General features: G+C 34.1%; 22 protein-coding genes. All 22 read right to left on the reverse strand.

Annotation, left to right across the window (positions count from 1 at the left end):
• Positions 1–18 precede the first annotated feature (18 nt).
• The 22 genes from RBU59_RS05765 to RBU59_RS05870 all read right to left on the reverse strand — a co-directional run bounded on the left by RBU59_RS05765 (position 19) and on the right by RBU59_RS05870 (position 22,043).
• On the reverse strand, positions 19–408 hold the full coding sequence (locus RBU59_RS05765) for an FMN-binding protein (protein WP_308146926.1): 390 nt from the start codon (positions 406–408) through the stop codon (positions 19–21).
• A 163-nt stretch (positions 409–571) separates the two neighbouring features.
• Positions 572–1,369, reverse strand: a complete 798-nt coding sequence (locus tag RBU59_RS05770; RefSeq protein WP_308146927.1) for a LuxR C-terminal-related transcriptional regulator — start codon at positions 1,367–1,369, stop codon at positions 572–574.
• Positions 1,370–1,614: 245 nt separating this feature from the next.
• Positions 1,615–3,123 (reverse strand): ATP-binding protein, encoded by a 1,509-nt coding sequence (locus RBU59_RS05775; RefSeq protein ID WP_308146928.1) that lies wholly within the window; start codon positions 3,121–3,123, stop codon positions 1,615–1,617.
• Complete coding sequence (locus tag RBU59_RS05780) at positions 3,113–4,483, reverse strand: vWA domain-containing protein (protein ID WP_308146929.1); 1,371 nt, start codon at positions 4,481–4,483, stop codon at positions 3,113–3,115. The genes RBU59_RS05775 and RBU59_RS05780 overlap by 11 nt, the downstream gene beginning before the upstream one ends.
• 242 nt (positions 4,484–4,725) lie before the next feature.
• Positions 4,726–5,721 (reverse strand): leucine-rich repeat domain-containing protein, encoded by a 996-nt coding sequence (locus RBU59_RS05785; RefSeq protein WP_308146930.1) that lies wholly within the window; start codon positions 5,719–5,721, stop codon positions 4,726–4,728.
• Positions 5,722–6,424: 703 nt separating this feature from the next.
• Positions 6,425–6,637 carry a cold-shock protein gene (locus RBU59_RS05790; RefSeq protein ID WP_308146931.1) on the reverse strand — a complete coding sequence of 71 codons (213 nt, stop codon included), beginning with the start codon at positions 6,635–6,637 and terminating at the stop codon, positions 6,425–6,427.
• Positions 6,638–6,867: 230 nt separating this feature from the next.
• A complete protein-coding gene (locus RBU59_RS05795) occupies positions 6,868–7,359 on the reverse strand; it encodes a CarD family transcriptional regulator (protein WP_308146932.1) in 492 nt (163 codons plus the stop codon).
• 209 nt (positions 7,360–7,568) lie between these two features.
• Complete coding sequence (locus RBU59_RS05800; protein WP_308146933.1) at positions 7,569–7,739, reverse strand: chorismate--pyruvate lyase; 171 nt, start codon at positions 7,737–7,739, stop codon at positions 7,569–7,571.
• Between the two features lie 18 nt (positions 7,740–7,757).
• On the reverse strand, positions 7,758–8,198 hold the full coding sequence (locus RBU59_RS05805) for a GNAT family N-acetyltransferase (RefSeq protein ID WP_308146934.1): 441 nt from the start codon (positions 8,196–8,198) through the stop codon (positions 7,758–7,760).
• Between the two features lie 18 nt (positions 8,199–8,216).
• The gene (locus RBU59_RS05810) at positions 8,217–9,302 is read right to left on the reverse strand and encodes a 4Fe-4S binding protein (protein ID WP_308146935.1); all 1,086 of its coding nucleotides are present in this window, start codon (positions 9,300–9,302) and stop codon (positions 8,217–8,219) included.
• Between the two features lie 157 nt (positions 9,303–9,459).
• Positions 9,460–9,936: a glutathione peroxidase gene (locus RBU59_RS05815; protein WP_308146936.1), complete on the reverse strand. Its 477-nt coding sequence runs from the start codon at positions 9,934–9,936 to the stop codon at positions 9,460–9,462.
• Between the two features lie 229 nt (positions 9,937–10,165).
• Positions 10,166–11,020 carry an AraC family transcriptional regulator gene (locus tag RBU59_RS05820; protein WP_308146937.1) on the reverse strand — a complete coding sequence of 285 codons (855 nt, stop codon included), beginning with the start codon at positions 11,018–11,020 and terminating at the stop codon, positions 10,166–10,168.
• 186 nt (positions 11,021–11,206) lie between these two features.
• Positions 11,207–12,601, reverse strand: a complete 1,395-nt coding sequence (locus tag RBU59_RS05825; protein ID WP_308146938.1) for a L,D-transpeptidase family protein — start codon at positions 12,599–12,601, stop codon at positions 11,207–11,209.
• A 360-nt stretch (positions 12,602–12,961) separates the two neighbouring features.
• Positions 12,962–14,590, reverse strand: coding sequence for a PEP-utilizing enzyme (locus RBU59_RS05830; RefSeq protein ID WP_308146939.1), 1,629 nt, complete (start codon positions 14,588–14,590; stop codon positions 12,962–12,964).
• A gap of 55 nt (positions 14,591–14,645) precedes the next feature.
• The gene (locus RBU59_RS05835) at positions 14,646–16,979 is read right to left on the reverse strand and encodes a PEP/pyruvate-binding domain-containing protein (protein WP_308146940.1); all 2,334 of its coding nucleotides are present in this window, start codon (positions 16,977–16,979) and stop codon (positions 14,646–14,648) included.
• A gap of 1 nt (position 16,980) precedes the next feature.
• Positions 16,981–17,625 carry a TetR/AcrR family transcriptional regulator gene (locus RBU59_RS05840; protein ID WP_308146941.1) on the reverse strand — a complete coding sequence of 215 codons (645 nt, stop codon included), beginning with the start codon at positions 17,623–17,625 and terminating at the stop codon, positions 16,981–16,983.
• A 163-nt stretch (positions 17,626–17,788) separates the two neighbouring features.
• A complete protein-coding gene (locus RBU59_RS05845; protein ID WP_308146942.1) occupies positions 17,789–18,055 on the reverse strand; it encodes a hypothetical protein in 267 nt (88 codons plus the stop codon).
• Between the two features lie 28 nt (positions 18,056–18,083).
• A complete protein-coding gene (locus tag RBU59_RS05850) occupies positions 18,084–18,521 on the reverse strand; it encodes a DUF2752 domain-containing protein (RefSeq protein WP_308146943.1) in 438 nt (145 codons plus the stop codon).
• 260 nt (positions 18,522–18,781) lie between these two features.
• Positions 18,782–19,672, reverse strand: coding sequence for a GNAT family N-acetyltransferase (locus tag RBU59_RS05855; protein ID WP_308146944.1), 891 nt, complete (start codon positions 19,670–19,672; stop codon positions 18,782–18,784).
• A gap of 274 nt (positions 19,673–19,946) precedes the next feature.
• Positions 19,947–20,204, reverse strand: coding sequence for a CD3324 family protein (locus RBU59_RS05860; protein ID WP_308146945.1), 258 nt, complete (start codon positions 20,202–20,204; stop codon positions 19,947–19,949).
• 331 nt (positions 20,205–20,535) lie between these two features.
• Positions 20,536–20,961, reverse strand: a complete 426-nt coding sequence (locus RBU59_RS05865) for a DMT family transporter (protein WP_308146946.1) — start codon at positions 20,959–20,961, stop codon at positions 20,536–20,538.
• 254 nt (positions 20,962–21,215) lie between these two features.
• Positions 21,216–22,043: an AraC family transcriptional regulator gene (locus tag RBU59_RS05870; RefSeq protein WP_308146947.1), complete on the reverse strand. Its 828-nt coding sequence runs from the start codon at positions 22,041–22,043 to the stop codon at positions 21,216–21,218.
• Positions 22,044–22,209: the final 166 nt, after the last annotated feature.

The following is a 22,209-nucleotide window of genomic DNA, read 5'->3' on the forward strand; positions in this document are numbered from 1 at the left end:
GGCAGGTAAATGATTTATTTATTCTCTTAGCGCGTTTTCCACTGCTTTAAGTAGAGCCTTACTTGTTGTAGTTGCACCTGATACTACATCCACATCAATTTTCTGTTCAGTAAGTATATTATCTAAAACACCTTCCGCTGCTTTTGCATGTTCACTGACGCGTCCGTTAATGACGTCAATACTTTTAATTTCATGATTTTTAACAGTCACCTCAACCTGATATGTATAATGTCCATAAGTATACTTCCCATTATATGTCCCGTCATTCACTTTTTCTAAATCAACATTGTTAATTTCCATATTCCGAACCTTTTCATAATTCATTTCAGGAATAACCAACGTAAATATAAGAATTGCTAAGGTAACTGTCAGTACCATACCTACTAATATTACAATTTTTTTCTTCATACTATTTTCCTCCAATTATCATTTTTGTATATGTAAGTATATTTTATATTTCTTCTTAAAATAGACTATCATGAAATTGGATGATTTATCGCAAATACTTCTAATACTTTTGTATGATACTTCCTAATAACAGGCACTTCCACACGCTTTAACGATTTATGTTTTATTTTTCAATATCAATATTATTTTGAAGAATATTAATTAACTCTATTTTATTTTTAATCCCAAGTTTCTTATATATATTATATATATGAGTTTTAACGGTTGGAAGAGAAATTACAAGTTTATCACCAATGCTTTTATAACTATGTCCTTCAATCAGGAGATTTATTACTTCCCTTTCCCGATTTGTTATATTAAAATTTTTAAAAATTTCTTCCATCTGTTCTGAATGTGAATTAACGTCGGTTATTCCAACATTTTTTATTGAATTAGCCGGTGTGTTGCTTAATATAATAAAATTCTTAATGATGTAAAAAAGACTCATTCCGGAAAATAGGATATAATATATAAATATAGAAAATATCCCATATGGGAAATATCCCCCTATTACAGGTAACTTTTCTATCAACGTATCCAAAACCATAATTGGAAACATGATAAGTGATACTATTAGTAATTTTTTTATCCCAGATTTAATCATACTCTCATTAATTTTATCAAGATTTATTATCAATACTATAATATTATAAAGTACTACTCCAAAAAATATTATATTCGCAGCAATTAATATAAGTTGGCTATTTGAAATTTCATAAAGAGTACTTGCTAAGATAGGTATCATGGAAAGAAAAATCAGATACAAATCACTTTTTTTTGTTCTAATATAACCTTTTATTATCCTGATCAGTATAGTAAATGCATAAATCATTAATCCGCAGCCTATCGATGAAATATATCTTAATATAATAACAAGGCTTTTATTTTCTATCGTATTTACCAGATCATAAGCTGTTATCATTTGCTCCAATAGTATCAGTGTAAGGGATAAAGATGATATAATATGATATTTAAGTATCTTTTGCCGGTTCTTTAACCACAGGAAAAATCCCACTATGATAAACGATAAACCAATTGTATAGGAAATAAAATAAAAAAATATTATAAAATGCTTCATAAACCAACCCTATCCATCCCTGATATTCTTTAAATTATTGATATTTATTCGTTAATAGTCTATATTTATGCAGTCCATTTAATCATATCTTATAATTTACTAATTTCTTCCATGATATCCATATGCCTTTCTTCAAATAACAGGCTTCGGTTATATTTCGTATACATCTCACTTCCATATTCACCGATAAACTTCGAACTGTAAAAATTCACTGTAAGCTCCGTAACAAAGAAAACCATCTCCTGACTTTCTCCAAAGGCAGTTTCCATAAATTCGAAGACATATTCCAACGCATTGCCGGTTTCGGTTATTAGCTCCTTATGTCTCCCAGTTTCCTCATCAAAAAGAGACTTTATCACTTCAAATGCTCTTTCCGGCTCTTTTACCATCTTATTATTTAACTCTTCCGCATACCGTTTAAGACTTCCGCCGATTCGGTTTGATACGATAATATCTGTTTTGGTAGACTGTCCGCTTTCTTTTAACCACGTAAGCTTCCCCTCTTCTACTTCCATCAGATTCTTAAGAAGCACTTCCGGTACTCCAGCTTCCGACTCAAATATCTGCTGTTTCCATTCTTTTAAACAGTTAAACAACCGCTCCACGTATAAATCCATCTGATAAACTACTTTAAATTTGTCGTTTAAGCTGCTTAAAAGAAGACCGATAACATTCAATTTCTCATCAAAAGGAGCCCGACCAATCTTTGCAATAGCATTTTGTGTTATATTTCCCTTTAATATTTCCTTAACGGAATAAATTTGTTTGTATTTATTATATAATTCATAATAATTTGCAAAATCCCTCGCAATAGAATTATACTGGATGTACTGGATTACTAAATCTTCTGTAACCGGTATGTTTAAATTCTCGCAGGTTATTATCATTTCCGATAGATCTTCCCAGCCTCTGGCAGTTACAAAAAAAGTACCGTCAGGAGTCGTCTCAGCACGGTAAAAATTTTCTTTCCGAATATCAAGATAAGAAATTATGGAGCCGTGTATTCCCTGCTTATAGGCATATTCCCTCCAGGATGCTAAGTCCGGTTCGATATCAATTTTCCTTACTCTGTCAAGGGTTACTGTATCAAAATCACGCACGGAACGGTTATATTCCGGAGGATTACCGGCCGTAATAATAATCCAGCCTTCCGGTATCTTTTTGTTTCCAAAGGATTTATACTGCAGAAATTGCAGCATGGTAGGAGCTAAGGTCTCCGATACACAGTTTATTTCATCAATAAAGAGGATACCCTCTTTTAATCCGGTAAGTTCTATCTTATCATAAACCGATGCAATGATTTCACTCATGGTATATTCTGTTACGGAATATTCTCTGCCGTCATATACTTTTTTCTGGATGAAAGGAAGCCCCACTGCACTTTGCCTGGTATGATGGGTAATTGTATAAGCCACTAAAGCCACCTTGCATTCCCCTGCTACCTGTTCCATGATCTGGGTTTTACCGATACCGGGAGGTCCGATTAACAGAATCGGCCTTTGCCTTAAATTGGGAATACGATAATTGCCATATTCATCTTTCGCAAGATATGCTTTAACAGTATTTTTAATTTCTTCTTTTGCACGCTTAATATTCATTTTTGGAAGCCTCCAAGCTGTTTTCCTTTAAATTTATTAAATTTTCTATATTATCTCTTTGTTTTAAATCCTCAGGTTCGATAATGAGTTTCATTGCCCAGGGCGGTACCGAAGCATCTTCGTAGTTTTCTCTTAAAAAAGCAAAAGCTGTATCGTAAGGAGGTCTTGATTGCGGGAAAGTTCCCTGACCATCTGTAAAATATATGAGTCCTTTTAAATTTCTAAATACTTTTTGTTTTAAAAGTTGATTTACATAATCAAATACCGGGCGAAAATCCGTTCCGCCATTTCCGATTAATTCAAAATGGTCCATATATTCCTTTAATTCATCCTGACCGGTTATTTTCCTATCGGACCGTACCTGTTCGTCACATTGGATAATATGTATATTTATTTTTCGGAAATAACTTTCGTTTTCTTTTAAAACAGTGTATGTCTGCTCCAGAAACTCTCTCACCAGTTCACCGGAACAGGATAAAGAGGTATCAATTGCGATTACGATTTCCTCCACTTTCTTTGTTTCTTTGGACTCTTGCGGTTCAATCAAAGGCATATTACCATACAGCTGTAACCCGTAAGAATAAAGAAAAGTATCAAAAGAATCAATATCAACTACCGGTTCTTCTCGTAAAACAGCGAATTTTCTTAAGAACTTACGGTAATCATATTTTTTTCGGTTTTCTATTTTTACTTCTTCTTTTAGAGTTTCTGAGTTTTCGGCTTCCTCATTGGAAAATGTATCCATCTCTGTCTGCATCTTTTCACTGATATCTTTCCATTTTTGTTCCAGGGCTTCCATATTTGGATTTGGGCTTTGATTTGCATTCGGCCAAAGAGAATGATCATCCATTCGAAACTCCAGTTGCAGCTGCTCTAAATCCATAGGGGCCATATCAAGATTCAGGAGTAAACCATAAATTTTTTCTGCAGTGGGAACTTTAAATTTATTTCTAAGATTTTCATAAAAAACCAGACGAAATCTGGATGATGGATATTTAACACACCGGTATCTGATGCCATCAATTATATATTCCATAGCAATATCACAGGCAAGATCCCAAATTACTTTATTCTCCCTGTGCGGTTTAAACAGGTGACGGAAAATACAATGGAGAACTACATGCAGATAAGTCCTGTTTATAAGTATGGGATTGCTTTTAAAACGTTCTATTAGAATTTCCGGATCATAAAAAAGTCCCATTCCATCCGTACCTAAAAATTTCGTACCTGGTTTATACTCATAGTGTAAACTGCTTAAAGGAAGATTTAGAAACCGCATATACAGACTTAATTCTGACCTTGCTTCCGTTAATATGGTTTTTCCTACTTTCTGCAGTTGTTTTTCTCTGTCTTCTTCCATAATAATACCTCTTGCATAACACATCTGCGGGGGGGAGATACGTTACTGCCACATACCATTTATGGTATTCCTTTCTTCCCTTATACTTTCATTCAACAATGCTTCAGCCCTTGCATAAGCCATGTACTGCAAATGATTTACTTCAATTATATCATGCCTTCCTGGTTTAAATCTAAAGATTAGTTATTTCAGTGCTTCTTCATAAATCTTGTATTCTGGCTTATCGGTATTTGCTTAAATGATTATAGCTCAAAACTCTTTTCCTTTGGCGGATAATAAAACAGCCGTGCTTTTAATAAAATTCCCGCACATTCCCTGCGCCCGGTTCTGACTGCTTCCTCCAAGGCCTCCGTATAAATTTCCTTGGACATAATTCCAAGATTGGTTAAAAAATTAAGACCGTCTATATTATCTTTATGAATCATTATGTTTACAGCTTTATCAATATGTTTGGATATGTAACTCAAATACAGTTCTTCCAGACCCTCCTGCAATTTGTAAGGATATTTAAGCCTTACAAAAGCGATATTTAGAGCTGTTTCATGAATTGTCTGAATCTCTTCCAATTGAAAAACCAAATCATATTCTATTATATTCAGTTTTCCCTGTTCAAAGCACTGGCGGTACCGATAACCGGCTCCGTGAAGCTGATACTGAAAAACCCTCGCTGATATATTTTCAATAGATTCCTCATAATATTCCGGGAAAATAAATACTCCTTTTTCTTCTCCCTTGATAAATGTTATACATAATTCACTTGTAAGTTCTGTTAAAATTCCTCTCACACCGGTTATGTCCTCCGGTTTTGCTTTCACATTAATAGACAAAAGCTTCTCACAGTTCATAAATGCACCATTATCTATTCTGATTTTTCCGCCGTACATATTTACCGTACTCAGTTCCTTACAATTATAAAAAGCATATCCGTCGATTACCTCCAGATCCTCAGGTAAAGTAATCTCCTGCAACCGCTGTCCGTATATGTATTCTTTTTCACTGCCAGGTACCTTAAGACCCGCAATCTGCTCCTCAAGGATTTCAATTCCATCTGATAGTATGCTAAAAGCCCTCAGGGGATCTGAAAATGCATAAGGTCCTATTTTATTAACTGAATATCCATTGATAAAGGAGGGCAGGCTCACTGTATTCCCATACCCTTTGCAGGCTATAATGGTTATTTTATTCTGGTCCAAAGTATATTGTATTGTTATTTCAAGATTGGTATTATCCTGTTCCAATTTTATTAAAATTCCTCTCTTTTACGCATTTCATGGCATCTACTGCATGGGAATCCGTTTGCAATACATACCGTTACCGGTCAAAGCTCTGTGTTAACTCCATCTTAATATTGTCCTTTCACAATAGTCATATATTTATGACTATGTAAGATAAATGTGCTCTCTTGTACTCTTTCAAGTTCTGATTTATATTATACTAATCATAATTAAAAAAATCAATGAGGTGTATCAGATGTAAGAAGTATTAAAACTATTAAAAGAGAATGTAAATGGATATCTTGCAACTATAGACAACGGAATGTGTTTGAACCGATAAAACAAGGATATAAATCCGCGGATAATCCTGTCTTTAAAGTATTTTATGTGGAACATTGAGTTGCTTCCATTATGGATTTTTTCAGGAAAACCTCCAAGAAAAATCGAATTTTAAGCTAGTTTAAACTTAAAAGAATCTAGCTTACTGTCACTTAAGTGATTGATTTCCAAATGATCTTGTCCTTGTGTCTATACATGCGAACCCTGCCTGAAAGGCTTTTTAGTACATAGGAAGTTCGTAGAAATAACTATGAACTAAAAAAAGGATAGCACTAAGGCTATCCTACAAAACGTTCAGATTAAAATTGATATAAATATTCAAATGGATAATTACTTTCTAACACCAGAATAATATACTTTTTGAAACAATCCTCGTTTTATTCCGGATTTAAGCTACACAAACATTAACAGCTTTCAGTTTTCTGCTGTCTTTAGGATCTTTTTCGATATCAAAAGTTACTTTCTGACCATCTTCTAAGCTCTTAAAGCCGTTCGTTACAATTGCTGAAAAATGTACGAAAACATCATCTCCACCGTTATCGTTAGTGATAAATCCAAATCCTTTTTGTGCATTAAACCATTTTACTGTACCGTTATTCATTTAGGTACCTCCATTATAATATTTATATCAATTTAAACACTCGAGTATACTTTCGTGTAAACACCTTGACCTGACTTTAGCAGACATCATATGTTAATAAAAAAGCTGATCATATTCACAAATCATCAAAAATGACTTACAAATATAGGTCAGCTTCAAAATTTAAATTGATTATTAACATAATATAACACACTTGTTTTAAAAAGTCAAGTAATTTTTTTATTTTTTTACTAAAACATTGCATTATTAATTCTAAGTTTTGCCTGTTCCGTGGTTATATTAAAAACTATAGAGAATTCATCATTTAATAATTTTTCTACCCGCTGTAAATTTCTTTCATCCGTCATATTTAATGTCTTGCCTGTTTCAAGTTTCTTATTTCGCTCCCGTAGTATACCTTTTAGCATTGAAAGGCACTGCTTACATTCACACGCTTTTAATATATCACGATATTCTTTTTCTCTGGTTTTGTCATTCGCATTATATATTCCATTCATACTTGGAAGTTCTGATAAAAACAATTCCGCTTCTTCTAATGATGTTATTGATCGGAACATCAATTTATCCCGGTTTATTTTAACATATAATTTCCCGTTTAAGTCAAAAATAGGTGTTATTTGATAATATTGCTCCTGGGTTTCTACAAAACAGGGTATACCTATGTCCTCAATTCTACATACTCCGCTATTTTTATAAACAATCATATCATTAATTTGATACATACTAATACCCTTACTTTCTGTGCTTTACAAAAGGAAAAAACTACTTCGACAACACTTTACTGTTATCTAAGTAGTTTGTTATAGAAATAGTATATCACAAAATCTCAATTTCAGCTATCTATAAATAAGTTTTTTACCTTACTGCATATCGCTACTGTTCAGCCATAAAAGCAGCGCCTTTTCAGAAGTTTAAAACATCTTCTGATAAATTATAGTATAGTATATTCGAAAAATTCATATTTTAAATTGGTACCCTCCGTGATTTCAGGCGGCAATAAAGCCCGTGCAACCAGCTTTAATTCCGTCTCTGTAATATCCGTTCTTCTCAAATACGCATAATCTCCATCAATTCTTTCAACGATATAGTTCCAGATTTCCATTCCGATTCCTTCTTTCTATTATGTATCCAACCGTTTTAATTGCTGAATATTCTTATTTCGATATATTAAATCCTCTCTTTTTGTAAATCCTTGTTTTTCCCAAAAAGAATTACCTGTTTCATTTTTTTCAAAAGCTACCAGCGCAACTTTGTTAATTCCCTCCAGTTTTAATGCTTCCATAACATGTTCAAGTAAAGTGGCTGCAATTCCTTTTTTTCTGTGTTCTAAAGCTACGGCCGTATGGTGAATAAATCCTCTTCTTCCGTCATGACCGCTTAATATAGCCCCAATAATATTTCCTTTCTCCTCCGCAACAAAACAAGTAACAGGATTTCGTTTTAAATATCTCTCAATCCCTGCTTTGGAATCATCGAGATTATTAAGCCCCATACCTGGGGTGTGAATCCATAAATCATATACTCCATCATAATCCTCTAATGTCATATTCCTTATTACCATCTTTTACTTACCTCCAACCTATTTATCAGTCATGTATTTCCTATAACATTTGTTATACAGAAACCTGGTCGTATAAGAAAGGGTCCGAGTCGGACAGGCATCAACACAGTGGCTGCAGCCGACACATCGTAAACTTATCACCGATTCTCCTAACATAGCTTTACTCTTAATGTCAATTGACATAGGACATGTTTCATTACACTGACCGCATTGTATACATTTTGTATTACCAGTCGTTATTTTTTGTCCTGATAATTTACTGAGTAACCCCAGAAATGTTCCCAACGGACAATAATAACAATATCCCCTGCCAATGAAAGCAATCCAAAAGTATAGTATCATAAGAAGTTCGGCGGTAAGGTATTTATAATTTTCCACTTTACTAATTACTTGAGGAATACCTGGGATTGATATACCTGATAAAAATAATATCCACCATATTGTAAAGAAAAGTGCGATTCCAAGAAAAACCCAGCGGATTATGGTAAATGCAAATAGCATTTTAGGCTTTAACTTTTTCTTTTTTCCTATAAGGGGAATGGCCGAATCAAAAACTTCCGCAGCAAATCCATTAAAAAGACATAAGGTTGAGCATTGCCAACGCCTCCCGAATAACAGGGTCCCTACAATCACTAAAATGCTGAAACATAAATAAAATATTAAGACTGCTGATATTCCTGCTATTCCCCAACTTTGTAAGTGACTCTGGTAAATCGAAGATTCTGGGTATAACAGCTGCAAGGGAATTGTAGTCCATGGCAGCGGCATAACAAAAAAGTATATTTCTCCATTATTTAAAAATATAGGTGTAATAATATGTACAATTAAAGCAGTAATGATAAATCCAATTAAATTTCTTTTCCGTTTCCAGGTTCTATGGGACTTCAAAATTATTTTCAGCGTTAAAACAGAACATATTAATATAAATATGGTCTTAATCCAGTTCTCGTAAAATTGCCAGAACCATGATATCAATGCTGCGGTTTTGGGAGTTGCATGGCTGGCATAACCGTAATTTATTCCTGCTATAATGATACAGAGACTAATGTAAATCCAAAGAATCGTTTTTAATGCTACTAACTCTTTTGACTTTTTTGCTCTCATTTTGTTATTAAGTTCCTCTCTGAACTTCTGTTTAATTCAATTATAATTGTGTATATTTATTAAGTCAATCCATAAAAATAGCCGCTAATTAAGATTTATACTTAACCAGCGGTTATTAGCTCCACCCCTTTGCTTCTTATAGTGCAAGTGATGTTCTCTATTTTAAAAGCGCAGCTATGTCTTTCTCTAACTTTTCAGGTTTATCCGTAGGGCTATAACGTGCAATAACATTTCCCTCACGGTTTATTAAAAACTTAGTGAAATTCCACTTTATATTCGTTCCCATTAAACCTCCCTTAGCTTTTTTTAAAAAAGTATAAAGTGGGGCAGCGTTTTTACCATTCACATCAATTTTCGTAAACCGAGGAAAAGTTGTACCGTAATTTAGCGTGCAGAAACTGTTAATTTCGGCATCACTGCCCGGTGCCTGTTTTGCAAACTGGTTGCAGGGAAAATCTAAAATTTCAAAACCCTGATTTTGGTATTTAGTGTACAGTTTCTGCAAACCCTCATATTGAGGTGTAAAACCGCAGCCTGTTGCTGTATTCACAATTAGAAGAACTTTTCCCTTAAAGTTTTCTAAAGCAATCTCTTTATTCTGTATGTTTTTAACCTTATAATCATATATACTCATAGTTTAAAGTCCTTTCGATGAATAATTGCTATTAAGTTATCATTTGTATTTTTTAAAATTTAATTGTTTACAATTTTATTATATTCATTTCATCTTCTATTGTCAAGTAAGAATTAATGAGGACGTATTAATTTTAAAAGCTGTGTTTTCCTTGGGAAAACACAGCTTTTAAAATTATATTCTATAAATATTTAGTTATATCAGTAAACACCGGTTATCCCATGATTACTTATAACTTTTTCGTAACCGGAATCCAAATCTCAAATTTAGCATTTTTGGGTTCGGCATTCAGGTACAATTCAATATCAGGTGCATTGGCATATTCATATCCTGAAGTTGGAAGCCATTCTGTAACAATTCTTTTCTCCAGTTCCTGAATGGAAGCAGGCATCGTACCCTCACCTCTAAATATAGCCCATGTTGCAGCCGGCACTGTGTACTCCTCAAACGGTTCTTCTAAAGGTTGATCACTTGCTACGGCAATAAAATATCTCCATTCTTCTTTCTCGATACAGACACTGACACCAAGTACCCCCATAGGCTCTTTATTTATCATTGCAGCAATTTTTTCAAGAGTACCATCCATAGCAATCTTCTGCCACATCTGAGGTACAACTTCAAAATTTTTTTCGATATCCTGAGCTAACGGCTCAGCTACACCGATGATTCTAAATGCATTCTTTTTTTCAATCCTGTAATTCATTTCAGCAGCTCCCTTAATTGTAATTTTGAAGCTGACAGGCGGATAAGCCTTTAAGGTTACACCGTCAGCCTTTGCCTGCGAGGGTGTAATACCATGAACATTAGAAAATGCACGGGTAAATGCCGTTGGAGAATCATATCCATACTTAATTGCGACATCAATTACTTTTTCCTCTCCGCTTTGCAGATCAACTGCAGCCATAGCCATACGCCTTAAGCGGATATATTCGGAAAGCGGCACATTTGCAATATAGGAAAACATTCGTTGAAAATGAAAGACAGAACAGCAGGCAATCTTGGCAGCCTGTTCGTAATCTATTTCATCCGATAAATGTTCTTCAATATAATTAACAGCGTTGTTCAAACGTTCAATCCATTCCATCTGTTCAGCTCCTTATGAATTAAGTATACCAGCTTTCATATTATTCACCTCTCATTTACATGACCAATAATGAGAGGTAATCTTACTTTAATCAATTCTATCGTAATCGCTAACCAAAACAGTTTGATTTATTTTATATTAATAGAGATAAATTTACAACCATTATCTTTTCGATTAATAGTATTTCTATTCTTCATAACTGATAACCGGAATACCCGCTTCAATATTTTCAAAAATTTTTTTAGCTAGATGTAACGGAGCATTGACACAACCATGGGTACCTCTTCTTTTATATATTTCTCCTCCAAAGGAATATCTCCAGCTGGCATCGTGAATTCCTATGCTGCCATAAAAAGGCATCCAGTACTTTACTTCAACTTTATATCCCGGTCCCTTTAGCGTCGCTCCTTTTTGTTTATAATTAAGCATATAAACGCCGACAACCGTAGAATTTCCCTTACCCGGGTTCCCTGTAACCACAGAACCTTGCGCTATAAGTACTCCGTCCTTATAAAACCAGAGGTGCTGCCTGGTAATATTTAATTCCACATAAGTATTACCGATTTCATTTCCCTCCCTGGATAAAGCTTTTTGCTTATAAATCGGTTCTTTGGCAATAACCTTACCTTGTATAATATTATCCATTAATGCTTTCACTTCCATATCCTGATCAATTTTCCATCCATATAACCCGCCTTTTATCTCTAACCTTTTTCCAACGGAGGTTTTAAACTCTCTTGTAACACCGACAGTGTCATACTTTTTACTCAATTCTTTTATATAGTTTTCAATCTCGGATTTATTTATAATTATATCTAAATCCTCATTGACATTAAGCCAGTCTTTTATCAAACTTCCATCCAGTTTTTCATAGTTACTGCCAAACTGATAAGTAATTTGGGCAGATACATACTTATTTAATAACTTTCTGGTTTCTTGTGTTTTAGACGAATGAACGGTATATTTAGGATTCTCATAACATTGCTTTTCTTCTAAGTCTAACTTATTCTCTCCTTTTGATATGCTGTTTCTTATAACCTTATACAATTTTTCCCGATTTATCTTATTTCCATATACCTCTTCCATTACCGAATAGAAACCATCGGAATATGTAAAACGTACATTTTCCGGTTCGATTACTTTCCTGTTCAGACATTTCAATTTTTTTATTTCTTTATATAATTTTTCTTTATCATAAATATATAAATCTTTTATATCATAATTCTGATATTTGAATAAAGAACTGATCCATCCGGTGGCTTTCTGGATATGATAAATCTGAGAAATATCGTTATTCTCATTGTATTTCAAATTAATGGCATATCCTTTCAGTTCATTCGTATCGCCGTTTTTTTCTATTAACTTAAGTTTATAATTGTTTATGTAACGTATGAATAATTGATCCGTTTGAGCATATGCCTTTAGTGAAACATTCACACCATTGATTACCGTATGAAAAAAGAAATGATTACTAAAAAATAACGAGACAATTAAGTATATTAACAAAAAGGAAATCGTAACCGTGATACTATTCCTTTTAATCTTTTTTTTAGATAACACCATAATCTTAATAGACTTCATACTGATTTCTGCCCTCATCAAAAATAAGCTTACTTAAACCTAATAATTAATTCATCATATGTAAGCATATTTAATTTTAAAACTTGATAATAACTGTAAACCAGTTTATTAATATGAAAGTGCTGCTGAAATAATTTTATTACAGCAGCACTAAAATAGATTAATTAAGCTCAGGGGGTTTTTGATAATCCTTTTAAAAACAAAACCAAGATTAGTAGTAACCCAGCGCAATTGAATTTTACTTAAGATGATACCATATATTAATGAACCAAAGGGCATACCCCCTTTTGATATCATCCCAACAATTGTAAATACCCTGGACATATACGCATCAGGAGTAGATCTTCTTACCGGTCGCATTCATGATTTGGCCTCATCAATAATTTCTACATAACCTTCTGTACCATTAACACGGATTCTCTGACCATCCTTAATAACCTTTGTTGCATTTTCCACACTTACAACCGCAGGCAGTCCATATTCTCTTGCTACAACGGCACCATGTGTCATCATTCCTCCAACTTCTGTAACCAACCCTTTAATGGATACAAATACCGGTGTCCAGCTGGGGTCGGTAAATGATGTGACTAATATATCACCCTCTTCAATATTAGCATCTTCCATTTTGAGTATAATTCTTGCTCTGCCCTCAACTACTCCCGATGAAACAGCTACACCCGCCAAAGCGCCTTTTGGTATATTACCCGTATCATATTCACCGGATATAATTTCACCATCCGAAGTAATTACACGGGGAGGAGTAAGTTTTTCATTAATCTCATATTTTTCTTTTCTTTTTTCAATGATATTAAGATCAACGTTATTAGAATGAACGGTCTCGCAAAGTTCTTTAAAAGTCAGATAATAAATATCTTCCTTGTTACTAATTACTCCATTTGCAACTAATTTATCTGCTTCTTTCAACAAAGACTGTTTCACTATCCACATGTACCAGATAATCACATACTTGTTATATTCTCTGAAACCAGCATAGTTTCTTAATATACTGATAACTTTTCTGGTTTTTTTAGCTTTACTCTTTCCTCCTGGAAGTTTAATAAGCCGTCTTACGATATCCTCTTCCTTACTCTTAGCTTCCTTTAGTCCCTGTTCAAATTTCGTATTATGAGCACCTGGGCCAAAGGTTTTGATATTGCTTAAAATCATAGGTACTAATATCGTCGGCTTCTCATTCCACCTGGCTCTGGTGATGTCTATCTCAGCGGAACACCTCATTCCATAATTTTTAAGGAAATCCCTCAGGGCATCCCCTACTTCTTTTCCTCCTGTAAGACTTTCCAGATCTTTATAAAAAGTCTCATCACTGGCATACTCGAAATAATCCATAACCGCAGGATACTTTCTAACAACATCTGCTACATCTAAAAGCTTTAGACCCATTTCCGAGGTAACATTATCATAAACAGATTGGGCAAGGATGTCCGCAGCATTTTTCTCATTCAGCCATTTATTCATATTTTTGTTTATCCAGCTGGTAGCATAAGCAGCTGCAAACTCCGGACCATAATTTTTAAATATCTCATTTTTAATATTTTTAAAATCTTGTGAAATAAAGTCAAAAAGAGCGTCTCCCGATAAACCGGCTATTTTTTTCTCCCGCTCCAACATTAAAATTTCATTTTGTTTCATTCGTTTTTTCACAATAGCATGATCATTACGGCGATAACATTTTATAGTATCAATTCCCCATTTCAGCCATACGGAAGTTTTCATCATTGGTGCTTTTTGCTTATTTAACGATTTAATAAAATCTTTCCGTTTCATTAAATTAATTAAAGCTTTCTGCATTAGAACATCAACCGCATCAATACTCTTAACAAATATTTTTCCGGTTACTGGCGACCTAAGTTCTCTGGATATATCGATATATAATCTGTCTCCGATATTAATCATGGCAGAACCGGATACTAAACCGAAAAATGTCTGAAAAAAGGATAGTCCTAATGGTTTCATTGCTTCCGTCATCATTTGACGATGTCCAAAAGAAAAATAAAGGAAAATAATATTTTAGAGTATTTATGTCCTAACTTAACTTTTTAGTTATAATCCCTGTACTTCCATTGACCTTAACCAGATCACCTGTTTTAAGCTCAGTTGTTGCAATACCACAGCCCACCACCGCCGGTATTCCCAATTCCCTTGCTACAATTGCAGCATGGGATAATGGAGCTCCAAGATCCGTAATAATCGCCGCCGCTTTAGGAAATAATGGTGTCCATCCGATGTTTGTAACAGTGGTTACAAGTATTTCACCTTTCTTAAAATCTTTTGCCTCCTCAAAATTATACAAAATACGTACTACTCCCTCTACGGTACCCGGAGCCCCGGCAAAACCCTTGATGGAATCTTTATTGTCTACAATAACTTCTGCATTAGGATCATAGTAATCCTGTCGTTTATCTTTCGAATTCATCCATTCTTTTGTATTAAATCTGCCTCTGATTAATTGTGGAAAAACAGGCAGTTTTTGATATTCTTCAAAATTCTCCCGTCTCTTTGAAAGTTTATCCAGCATATTCGTATCACCCTGTAAGAAACCAGGAACTTCATTACAATACATCATAAATATATCTTCTCCGATCCCAGTGACAGAACCGATTTTCAGAAGTAAATGCCGCATAACCCGAAAAACTTTTACAAACTCATTTCTCAGGGATTCGCGGGTATTAGCATCCTTTGATAATTGTTCCAGTTTTTTATTTAGCCATTTTTGTTTACCAGGAAATTTTTGTACAAAAAGCTCTTTACCTTTCATAAATTCATTTTGCTGCTTTTTTAATAATTCAGCCGGTCTGAGGTTAGCATTTTTGAATTCGTTTATCTGATTTTCAATAAAATAAGGATCATCTGCCGGATATTTATAATAAACCTCAAATTCATGGGGACTCCTGTGGCCGTATAACTCAAGATATTTCTCAGGAGTTAAGGCGCCGTTTATTACCTGCTCAATCGCTAGTAACGGCTTCATACTTACAAGGGTCTGTTCACCGCTGAAATTAGAGCATAATAGATTCGCCAGCTCTTCTCCCGCCATCTTAGAAAGCTTTCTTCTAAGTGTAACCAATGTTGCACTTCCCGCGCCGCCAAACCAGATATACCATAAAGCAGATAAATATGGGCGTACATCCGCTGTCCACAATTGTAACAAATCCTGTCTGGTTTTCGTCTTCTCTATACTTTCAAGAGTTTTCACGTACCACACCGGTGTATGTTTCAAATAATACTCCTTTTGCTTTTTAGATTCTTTCATACGTTTCAGGCTTTTTTTTGCCCGAAGAAACATCTCCTTGATTAAATACAGCGTACTAAAAGGGTAAATCGGCACTTCAATATTATCCGGAATATAACCAAATACATCGCCTATTAATTCCTTGGCTTTTTTCACATCATATCCCAATACCTTTAATGAAGATATCATTACACTGATATTGGAATAGGTTCTCCCACAGATATTACCGAACATATAATACCCAGGTACTTTCTGGCACTCCATATCCATTTCATGGAGTAAACTAAAGGTAAACGGGCTCATCACATCAGGAACAGCTTCCCCTACATTGTTACTGCTCCAAAGAGCATCCATATCAAGACTCTGATTGATTTCATAAGTATCATAATCAATTGTTTTAAGAGTTGTAATTGGTCGTGCCTGAACAATATAAAGCCTTTTATCTTTCACCACCCATTCGAGATCAAGCTTACTTCCAAAAATCTTCTCGGCTCTCAAAGTGGTTTTATACATGGATTTTGCATATGGGGCAAAGGATTTATCACCCTGATATTTACTTTTCCTCCTTGATATGGTGAAGGGAAAAGCATTTTTTTCACCTGATACCAGTTGTTCGCCTGCTCCATAAACAAAATTCCCTACCATATTGACATGACTGCCGGTAATAGGATCAGCCGAAAATAACACTCCTGCCATCTCAGCCCTTATCATGATCTGAACTACAACTGCTATTTTGTGTTCTTCCTTAATTCCATGAATCTTACTATATTCAGTCACACGCTCTGATTGTACCGAAGCGGCAACCGTTTCTATTGCAGAAAATATATCTGCTTTTTTAACATCCAGTACAGATTCAAATTCGCCAGCAAAGGAAGTCTTATCACTATCCTCTGAAAGAGCGGAGGACCGGACTGCAAACGAACCGTCAGGCAGCAGGTCAAGACATTTTGAAATATCAGAAAAAGCTTCTGTCTTCAGCTTATTATTGTAAAACGCAGTGGACAAAATAACAAAACCGTTCGGTACATTAATTCCAGCCTTATACATCCTGCAAAGGGAGCTGCCCTTTCCTCCGGTATAATTTAAAGCTTCCGATGTAATATCCTGAAAACCATAAGCATAATTCATACTAGTTGACCTCCTTATAAAATGCATAACGTAATACCGCTATATATTCATCTATCTCTTTTATATACTTGTTATGTTCCTTACTATAATCGTTGCAGCGTTTTTCCGGAGAGGCCTGGGATTCACTATATCCTCTTAAGGTAAATACGATCACATCCAGGGCTTTTTCAACATCAACTAAAGGTTTAAAAAGTGAGTAATCAATATCCTTAAATAACTCCTTACGGACATCATAATACAACAGATTGGAGTACTCTTGCATTTCTGCACTTACTACAGGATCCTTTTCATAATAAGCGGATGCTGTAAAATCAAAGATAGCCGGGTATTTATTGGTTAGTTTTAGTTTTAATAGAAACATATCTCGAAATCTCTTTAAAACATCCCTTTGCTTCAAGTCTAATTGTGCATAATAGTCATCCATAATAATTTTGTAGGCATATTTAAATAAAAAAACATATAGATCCTTTTTTGTACCAAAATAATGAAATAGCAGCCCTTTTGATATTTCTGCCTCTGCAATGATTTCATCCGTAGTGGTTTTTTTGTAGCCATTTTTTGCAAACTTATTCATGGCAGCTGCTAATAAAACCTCTCTCTTAGTTTCTTCCATTGTAAATATTTTATGTTTCGTTAAATCCTCCATATAAATCCTCCCAAAAAACACTATTGACTAATTCAGTCAACGACATTATAATGTCATTGACTGAATTAGTCAATAGTGTTTTAAAATAAATTAATAGAATAAAACCAAATAAAGCCGGTATAAAATATACCGGCCCTTGATATTTATGTTTTATCAATCTTTATTATAATATTATTGCTAATGAACTAAATGCACTTGTTAATGCTGCTGCTATTGAAGCATAGAATACAAGACCTAGAACAATTCCAATAGCCGCAAAGATCAATGTTGCACGGCAATAATTTCTTCTGTTCGTATTTCCTTGGCCAAACCCCCATACAAACATCATGATTAAACCAACGCAAGGGATTGCTAATACAATAAGCGTTATAACCCAATCACCTAAACTCATTGGTTTTTCCAGTCCTCCATTTTGAAAATCGTTATCCATTACTACTCCTCCTTTGTACGTATGTGTGCTATTCATGAAGTTTATATTCCCAGTAAAGTTTCACTGCTTTATGCAAGTAATTATCTTTCCAGTATACTAACGGTTCTACGTTAGGATAATATACTTTCATACGATAAATATAAAAACTAACAAAAATAACCATACATATTATAACATTAAAGTTTATAAAAAATCTACATTTTTTTAATAAATTCTTTATAATTTTACAAATTATGACCTCAAACGCTATAAGCAGTAACAAAGGATGCATTTGAAAGGATTCTCTGAAATGACCAGTCAGTAATAATTTAGTTGCTCTGGTTATACCGCATGCAGGGCAGGGAATTCCTATAAATATTTTACTCAAGCATACAGTTCCAAAGATAGAATTCAGAATAATCATAGCAATTATACATAATACTACTCCTAACCAGTACTTCTTTATTAATTCTAATAGCTCATTCATTAATTTCTCCTATGTATTCAAAGGATATGATATTTTATATCTATCCTTGCTTTTTAATGATCATTCATTCTTACCATTCCAAAGATTAGAAAGTAACGTTTACTCTAAGAATGAAATAATAACCATTTTATAATAAAGTATATAGTTAGTCAAATTTTACCGTTATCTATAGATCAAAGTGCTTTCACGTTGATTTTTTCTTGCCCAAGTAATTTATACCGAATATACTACCTTTTGATAAATATACTAGAATATCTTTACTACTTCATTTTCCATACTGTTGCGGTAGTGTAAGGCCGAAGCCCAATACTATAATAAAATTGCTGTGACGAACCCACTACAGCAAGCTTTGCTCCAAGTTTCCCTACACGACTGATTCCCTCTAAAACCGCGGCCTTACCTAAACCCATTTTACGGTAATCCGGATCTGTTGCCACCGGTTCAATAACTGCATAACCGGCTTTTGGATCATACCACATACCGCAATAGGAAACAAAATTTCCGTCAGGAGCTGCAACGGCAACTTTTAAGTTTAGATCTACATTCGGACGAATCATTTCCTGTTTTGCTTCCTCCTCTGCTTCACTTGAAAAAGTAAATTCACCCTCTCCATTCAGCTCATGGTTAAAACCTTTCCACAATACCCGTCTGTATTGATATAGATCAAAAGTATCTTTCATACTTGTAACATAAAACCCTTCCGGCAGCTTATATTCAGTACTGGTCTTTTCCAGATAAAAGACGGCATCATTTTCTTTCCTATCTGTCGCAATTAAGCCCGACTTGGAAGCAATATCCTGAAATAATACATCAGTATCCGGGATAATTACTCCAAAATTACAATTATATGAAAGCTTATTCTTGGAATACTCCACTATTTCTTTTTTTAAATCAGTAAACTCCGGGAGAGTTAAACAAAAAGTCTCTCCCATATGACAATCAAAAGTGGCCAACCCAACTATTTCATTATTATTCTCCCATATACCAATCTTACCTATCGAGGATTTATCAAGCCAACCATGAGTAGCCATCCAGTCCCATCTCGCGTATGTATATTCTGAATATCCTAATTTAACAAGAAATGCTCTTACCTTAAAGTAATCCTCCGTAATACCGGCTATATTTGTATAATTTCTAAATTTGATCTGCATAAAATAATCCCCCTTTTTGATTTACATTACTTCTTTCGTTTCAAGTATCAGGTAAATACTATATCAACTATATACTTCCTTAAAATACTCTTTTTAGACTTTTATTCCTCAATCCTATCTTATTATATATAAATTATGAAAGAAATTATATTCCAAATATATCTATATTTATTCTTACCCAAAGTTCAGAGTACCCGGCTCTGTCTCGATGTTCTTTGACCTGTTATATAAAATAACAGAGGGCTTGGTATCATTGACCAGGCCCCCAGTTTTGTTATTCTTTATATACAATTTTTCTTACCGTTTCATATGCTAATCCAAATTCCTCTGATATTTGATTTATGGTATATCCCAACTGATACTGGATTTTTATCTTATTATTTCTGTTCGCAAAAAATCGTTTGGAGCCGTTTTTTTCTCCCCACTTTTGCTTCTCAACGCTGGGTATATATAATATTTCTCCGCTTATATGTTTTTGAATTTCGATTACCAGCTCTTTTGGTAATACTTCTGCTGCATTTAAATATTTCATGCTATCCGCTCCTTATTTAACTAAATTTCCATTTATTAAAATAAAGTGCAGAGTGTAGCAGACAGCTTTCTATGTTCCCATACAGAATAGTATACTATCGCTTACTCTGCATGGGATACTGCTTGATCGAGACTATTTCGTAAAATGATTCTGATTTTCATAACTTTTACACCTCCTAAAAGAAGTACTTAACCGCTTATATACACCATAAACCAATATGTGGAATGTGTCAAATTAATTATATAATATCAAAACGGATAACCAAATAAAATGACATACAATCTAGCCGAATCCGATAAAAATATTTACATGACTGGTTCATGTCCGAGACTTAGCCTTTTAGAAAAATAACCGCCCCCATTAGAAATAATATCATTCCAGCCATCTTCTTAAAACTGATTTCTGCGTTATTTATCAATGCATCAATCAGCAGCCCGCTTACCATCTGACCTGCCAGAACTAAAATTAATGTATTTGAGATACCTAGTTTAGGAATTGCTTTTGAAGACAGATAAATGATAAATGCACCAAAAAATCCTCCTATCAGCCAGATAGGATTCACAGTAGTCACTTTAGCATATCTTGGAACATTTCCCAGGCACAGATTAATTAGCAGCATAAAAGATAAACCTACAATCAGGCTATGTAAAGTTGCAATACTTGGCGTTAAATATTTGCCAAGCTGTGAATTGATTCCCGATTCAATTGTTGTAAAAATTCCTGCCAATATGGCCAGCAGCATTGCAAATATGTTCATAAAACTTCTTCCCCCAAATATCTATTATACATTGTAAACTGCGAAAGCATATTTGTATTAACTGTATGAATTTGTAATACGAACAGTATCGCAATCACTTGTCATTATATTAGATATGTGGCAAAAGATTATTATATACTCATAAACAATCTAAATTATATAAATATATCTTATACTTCCTGCTGTAACGCTGATTTACACAGACTCAATTAAATAATTTCTTTAAACCTTTGAATTAAGAATCTACTATCTCCTTATTTTTGCAATCCTTTGTAAGCAGATGGCGTCATTCCGTATCTTTTTTTAAAGACCCTGCCGAAATACCGGTAATCTTTGTAACCAACGGAATATGCTACCTGTTCAATACTCATATCAGGTTTCGTAAGAAATAATTGAGTCGCTTTCTCAAGCCGTAGAATATTGACATATTCCATCGGTGAAACGGAAAAGTATTTTTCAAAAAATTGTATGAAATAATTGGGGTGCAAAGGAACAATTTCCGCAATACTCTTTAACGTTATAACCGATTGCAGGTTTTGTAAAATATAATCATTTATCTTGGTTATAAAACTATCCGAACTCTGGGGTATTAATTTTTGAGGGTTTATATGTTCCAAAAAAATCTTGAATAATTCAATGAGAATCGCTTTCTCTGATAAGATATCCAGCAAACTTGATGAAGAATCCAAACTGATAAGCCGCTCAAAGAGCGGTGCAACTACCTCCCGGGGCGGTAAACAATGTAAAGTTTCCTTACTGTAAACCACCTTTTGTTCTCCGTTAAAGTTTAGATCAAAGTGGCACCAATATTTTAATACCGGATTTAATGGATTATGCATGTAAGTATGCTTTGTATTTGCGGGTATCAAATATAATTCTCCGGGTTTCGGGTAATAGGTATCTCCATTGATGATTATAGTTGCCTCCCCCTCCATAAAATAATAAAACTTGTAATAACCGTAAATACAGTCTGTTTCTCCCCAATCTGGCGCACATACATTAAAACCACGTAATAAACATTTCATCATTATCGTATCAAAGATATTTTTGTTTAATGATTTTACCTCATTTAATCCACTCAACTTTTTCCCCTCATTTCCATTCAAACTGCAACATAACTATTTGTCTCTATATTACGATAATGCATTAATTTTGTCCACATATATATTAAAATACGCCATTAATTTAATGAGATAAATACGTATAATTAAATTTATAATTTTATTGTTAATGGTGGCAGTGCGATAG

The sequence above is a fragment of the Anaerocolumna sp. MB42-C2 genome (assembly GCF_030913705.1).
Taxonomy (GTDB): Bacteria; Bacillota; Clostridia; order Lachnospirales; family Lachnospiraceae; genus Anaerocolumna.

Excerpts from the sequence above, each read along its gene's own strand:
- RBU59_RS05795 (WP_308146932.1), bottom strand. The coding sequence starts at position 7,359 with ATGTATCAAATTAATGATATGATTGTTTATAAAAATAGCGGAGTATGT.
- RBU59_RS05840 (WP_308146941.1), bottom strand. The coding sequence starts at position 17,625 with ATGGAGGATTTAACGAAACATAAAATATTTACAATGGAAGAAACTAAG.
- RBU59_RS05860 (WP_308146945.1), bottom strand. The coding sequence starts at position 20,204 with ATGAAATATTTAAATGCAGCAGAAGTATTACCAAAAGAGCTGGTAATC.
- RBU59_RS05855 (WP_308146944.1), bottom strand. The coding sequence starts at position 19,672 with ATGCAGATCAAATTTAGAAATTATACAAATATAGCCGGTATTACGGAG.
- RBU59_RS05770 (WP_308146927.1), bottom strand. The coding sequence starts at position 1,369 with ATGATAACAGCTTATGATCTGGTAAATACGATAGAAAATAAAAGCCTT.
- RBU59_RS05775 (WP_308146928.1), bottom strand. The coding sequence starts at position 3,123 with ATGAATATTAAGCGTGCAAAAGAAGAAATTAAAAATACTGTTAAAGCA.
- RBU59_RS05820 (WP_308146937.1), bottom strand. The coding sequence starts at position 11,020 with ATGGAATGGATTGAACGTTTGAACAACGCTGTTAATTATATTGAAGAA.
- RBU59_RS05800 (WP_308146933.1), bottom strand. The coding sequence starts at position 7,739 with ATGGAAATCTGGAACTATATCGTTGAAAGAATTGATGGAGATTATGCG.
- RBU59_RS05850 (WP_308146943.1), bottom strand. The coding sequence starts at position 18,521 with ATGAATGAGCTATTAGAATTAATAAAGAAGTACTGGTTAGGAGTAGTA.
- RBU59_RS05845 (WP_308146942.1), bottom strand. The coding sequence starts at position 18,055 with ATGGATAACGATTTTCAAAATGGAGGACTGGAAAAACCAATGAGTTTA.
- RBU59_RS05780 (WP_308146929.1), bottom strand. The coding sequence starts at position 4,483 with ATGGAAGAAGACAGAGAAAAACAACTGCAGAAAGTAGGAAAAACCATA.
- RBU59_RS05805 (WP_308146934.1), bottom strand. The coding sequence starts at position 8,198 with ATGGTAATAAGGAATATGACATTAGAGGATTATGATGGAGTATATGAT.
- RBU59_RS05790 (WP_308146931.1), bottom strand. The coding sequence starts at position 6,637 with ATGAATAACGGTACAGTAAAATGGTTTAATGCACAAAAAGGATTTGGA.
- RBU59_RS05765 (WP_308146926.1), bottom strand. The coding sequence starts at position 408 with ATGAAGAAAAAAATTGTAATATTAGTAGGTATGGTACTGACAGTTACC.
- RBU59_RS05810 (WP_308146935.1), bottom strand. The coding sequence starts at position 9,302 with ATGAGAGCAAAAAAGTCAAAAGAGTTAGTAGCATTAAAAACGATTCTT.
- RBU59_RS05865 (WP_308146946.1), bottom strand. The coding sequence starts at position 20,961 with ATGAACATATTTGCAATGCTGCTGGCCATATTGGCAGGAATTTTTACA.
- RBU59_RS05835 (WP_308146940.1), bottom strand. The coding sequence starts at position 16,979 with ATGAATTATGCTTATGGTTTTCAGGATATTACATCGGAAGCTTTAAAT.
- RBU59_RS05815 (WP_308146936.1), bottom strand. The coding sequence starts at position 9,936 with ATGAGTATATATGATTATAAGGTTAAAAACATACAGAATAAAGAGATT.
- RBU59_RS05830 (WP_308146939.1), bottom strand. The coding sequence starts at position 14,590 with ATGATGACGGAAGCAATGAAACCATTAGGACTATCCTTTTTTCAGACA.
- RBU59_RS05825 (WP_308146938.1), bottom strand. The coding sequence starts at position 12,601 with ATGAAGTCTATTAAGATTATGGTGTTATCTAAAAAAAAGATTAAAAGG.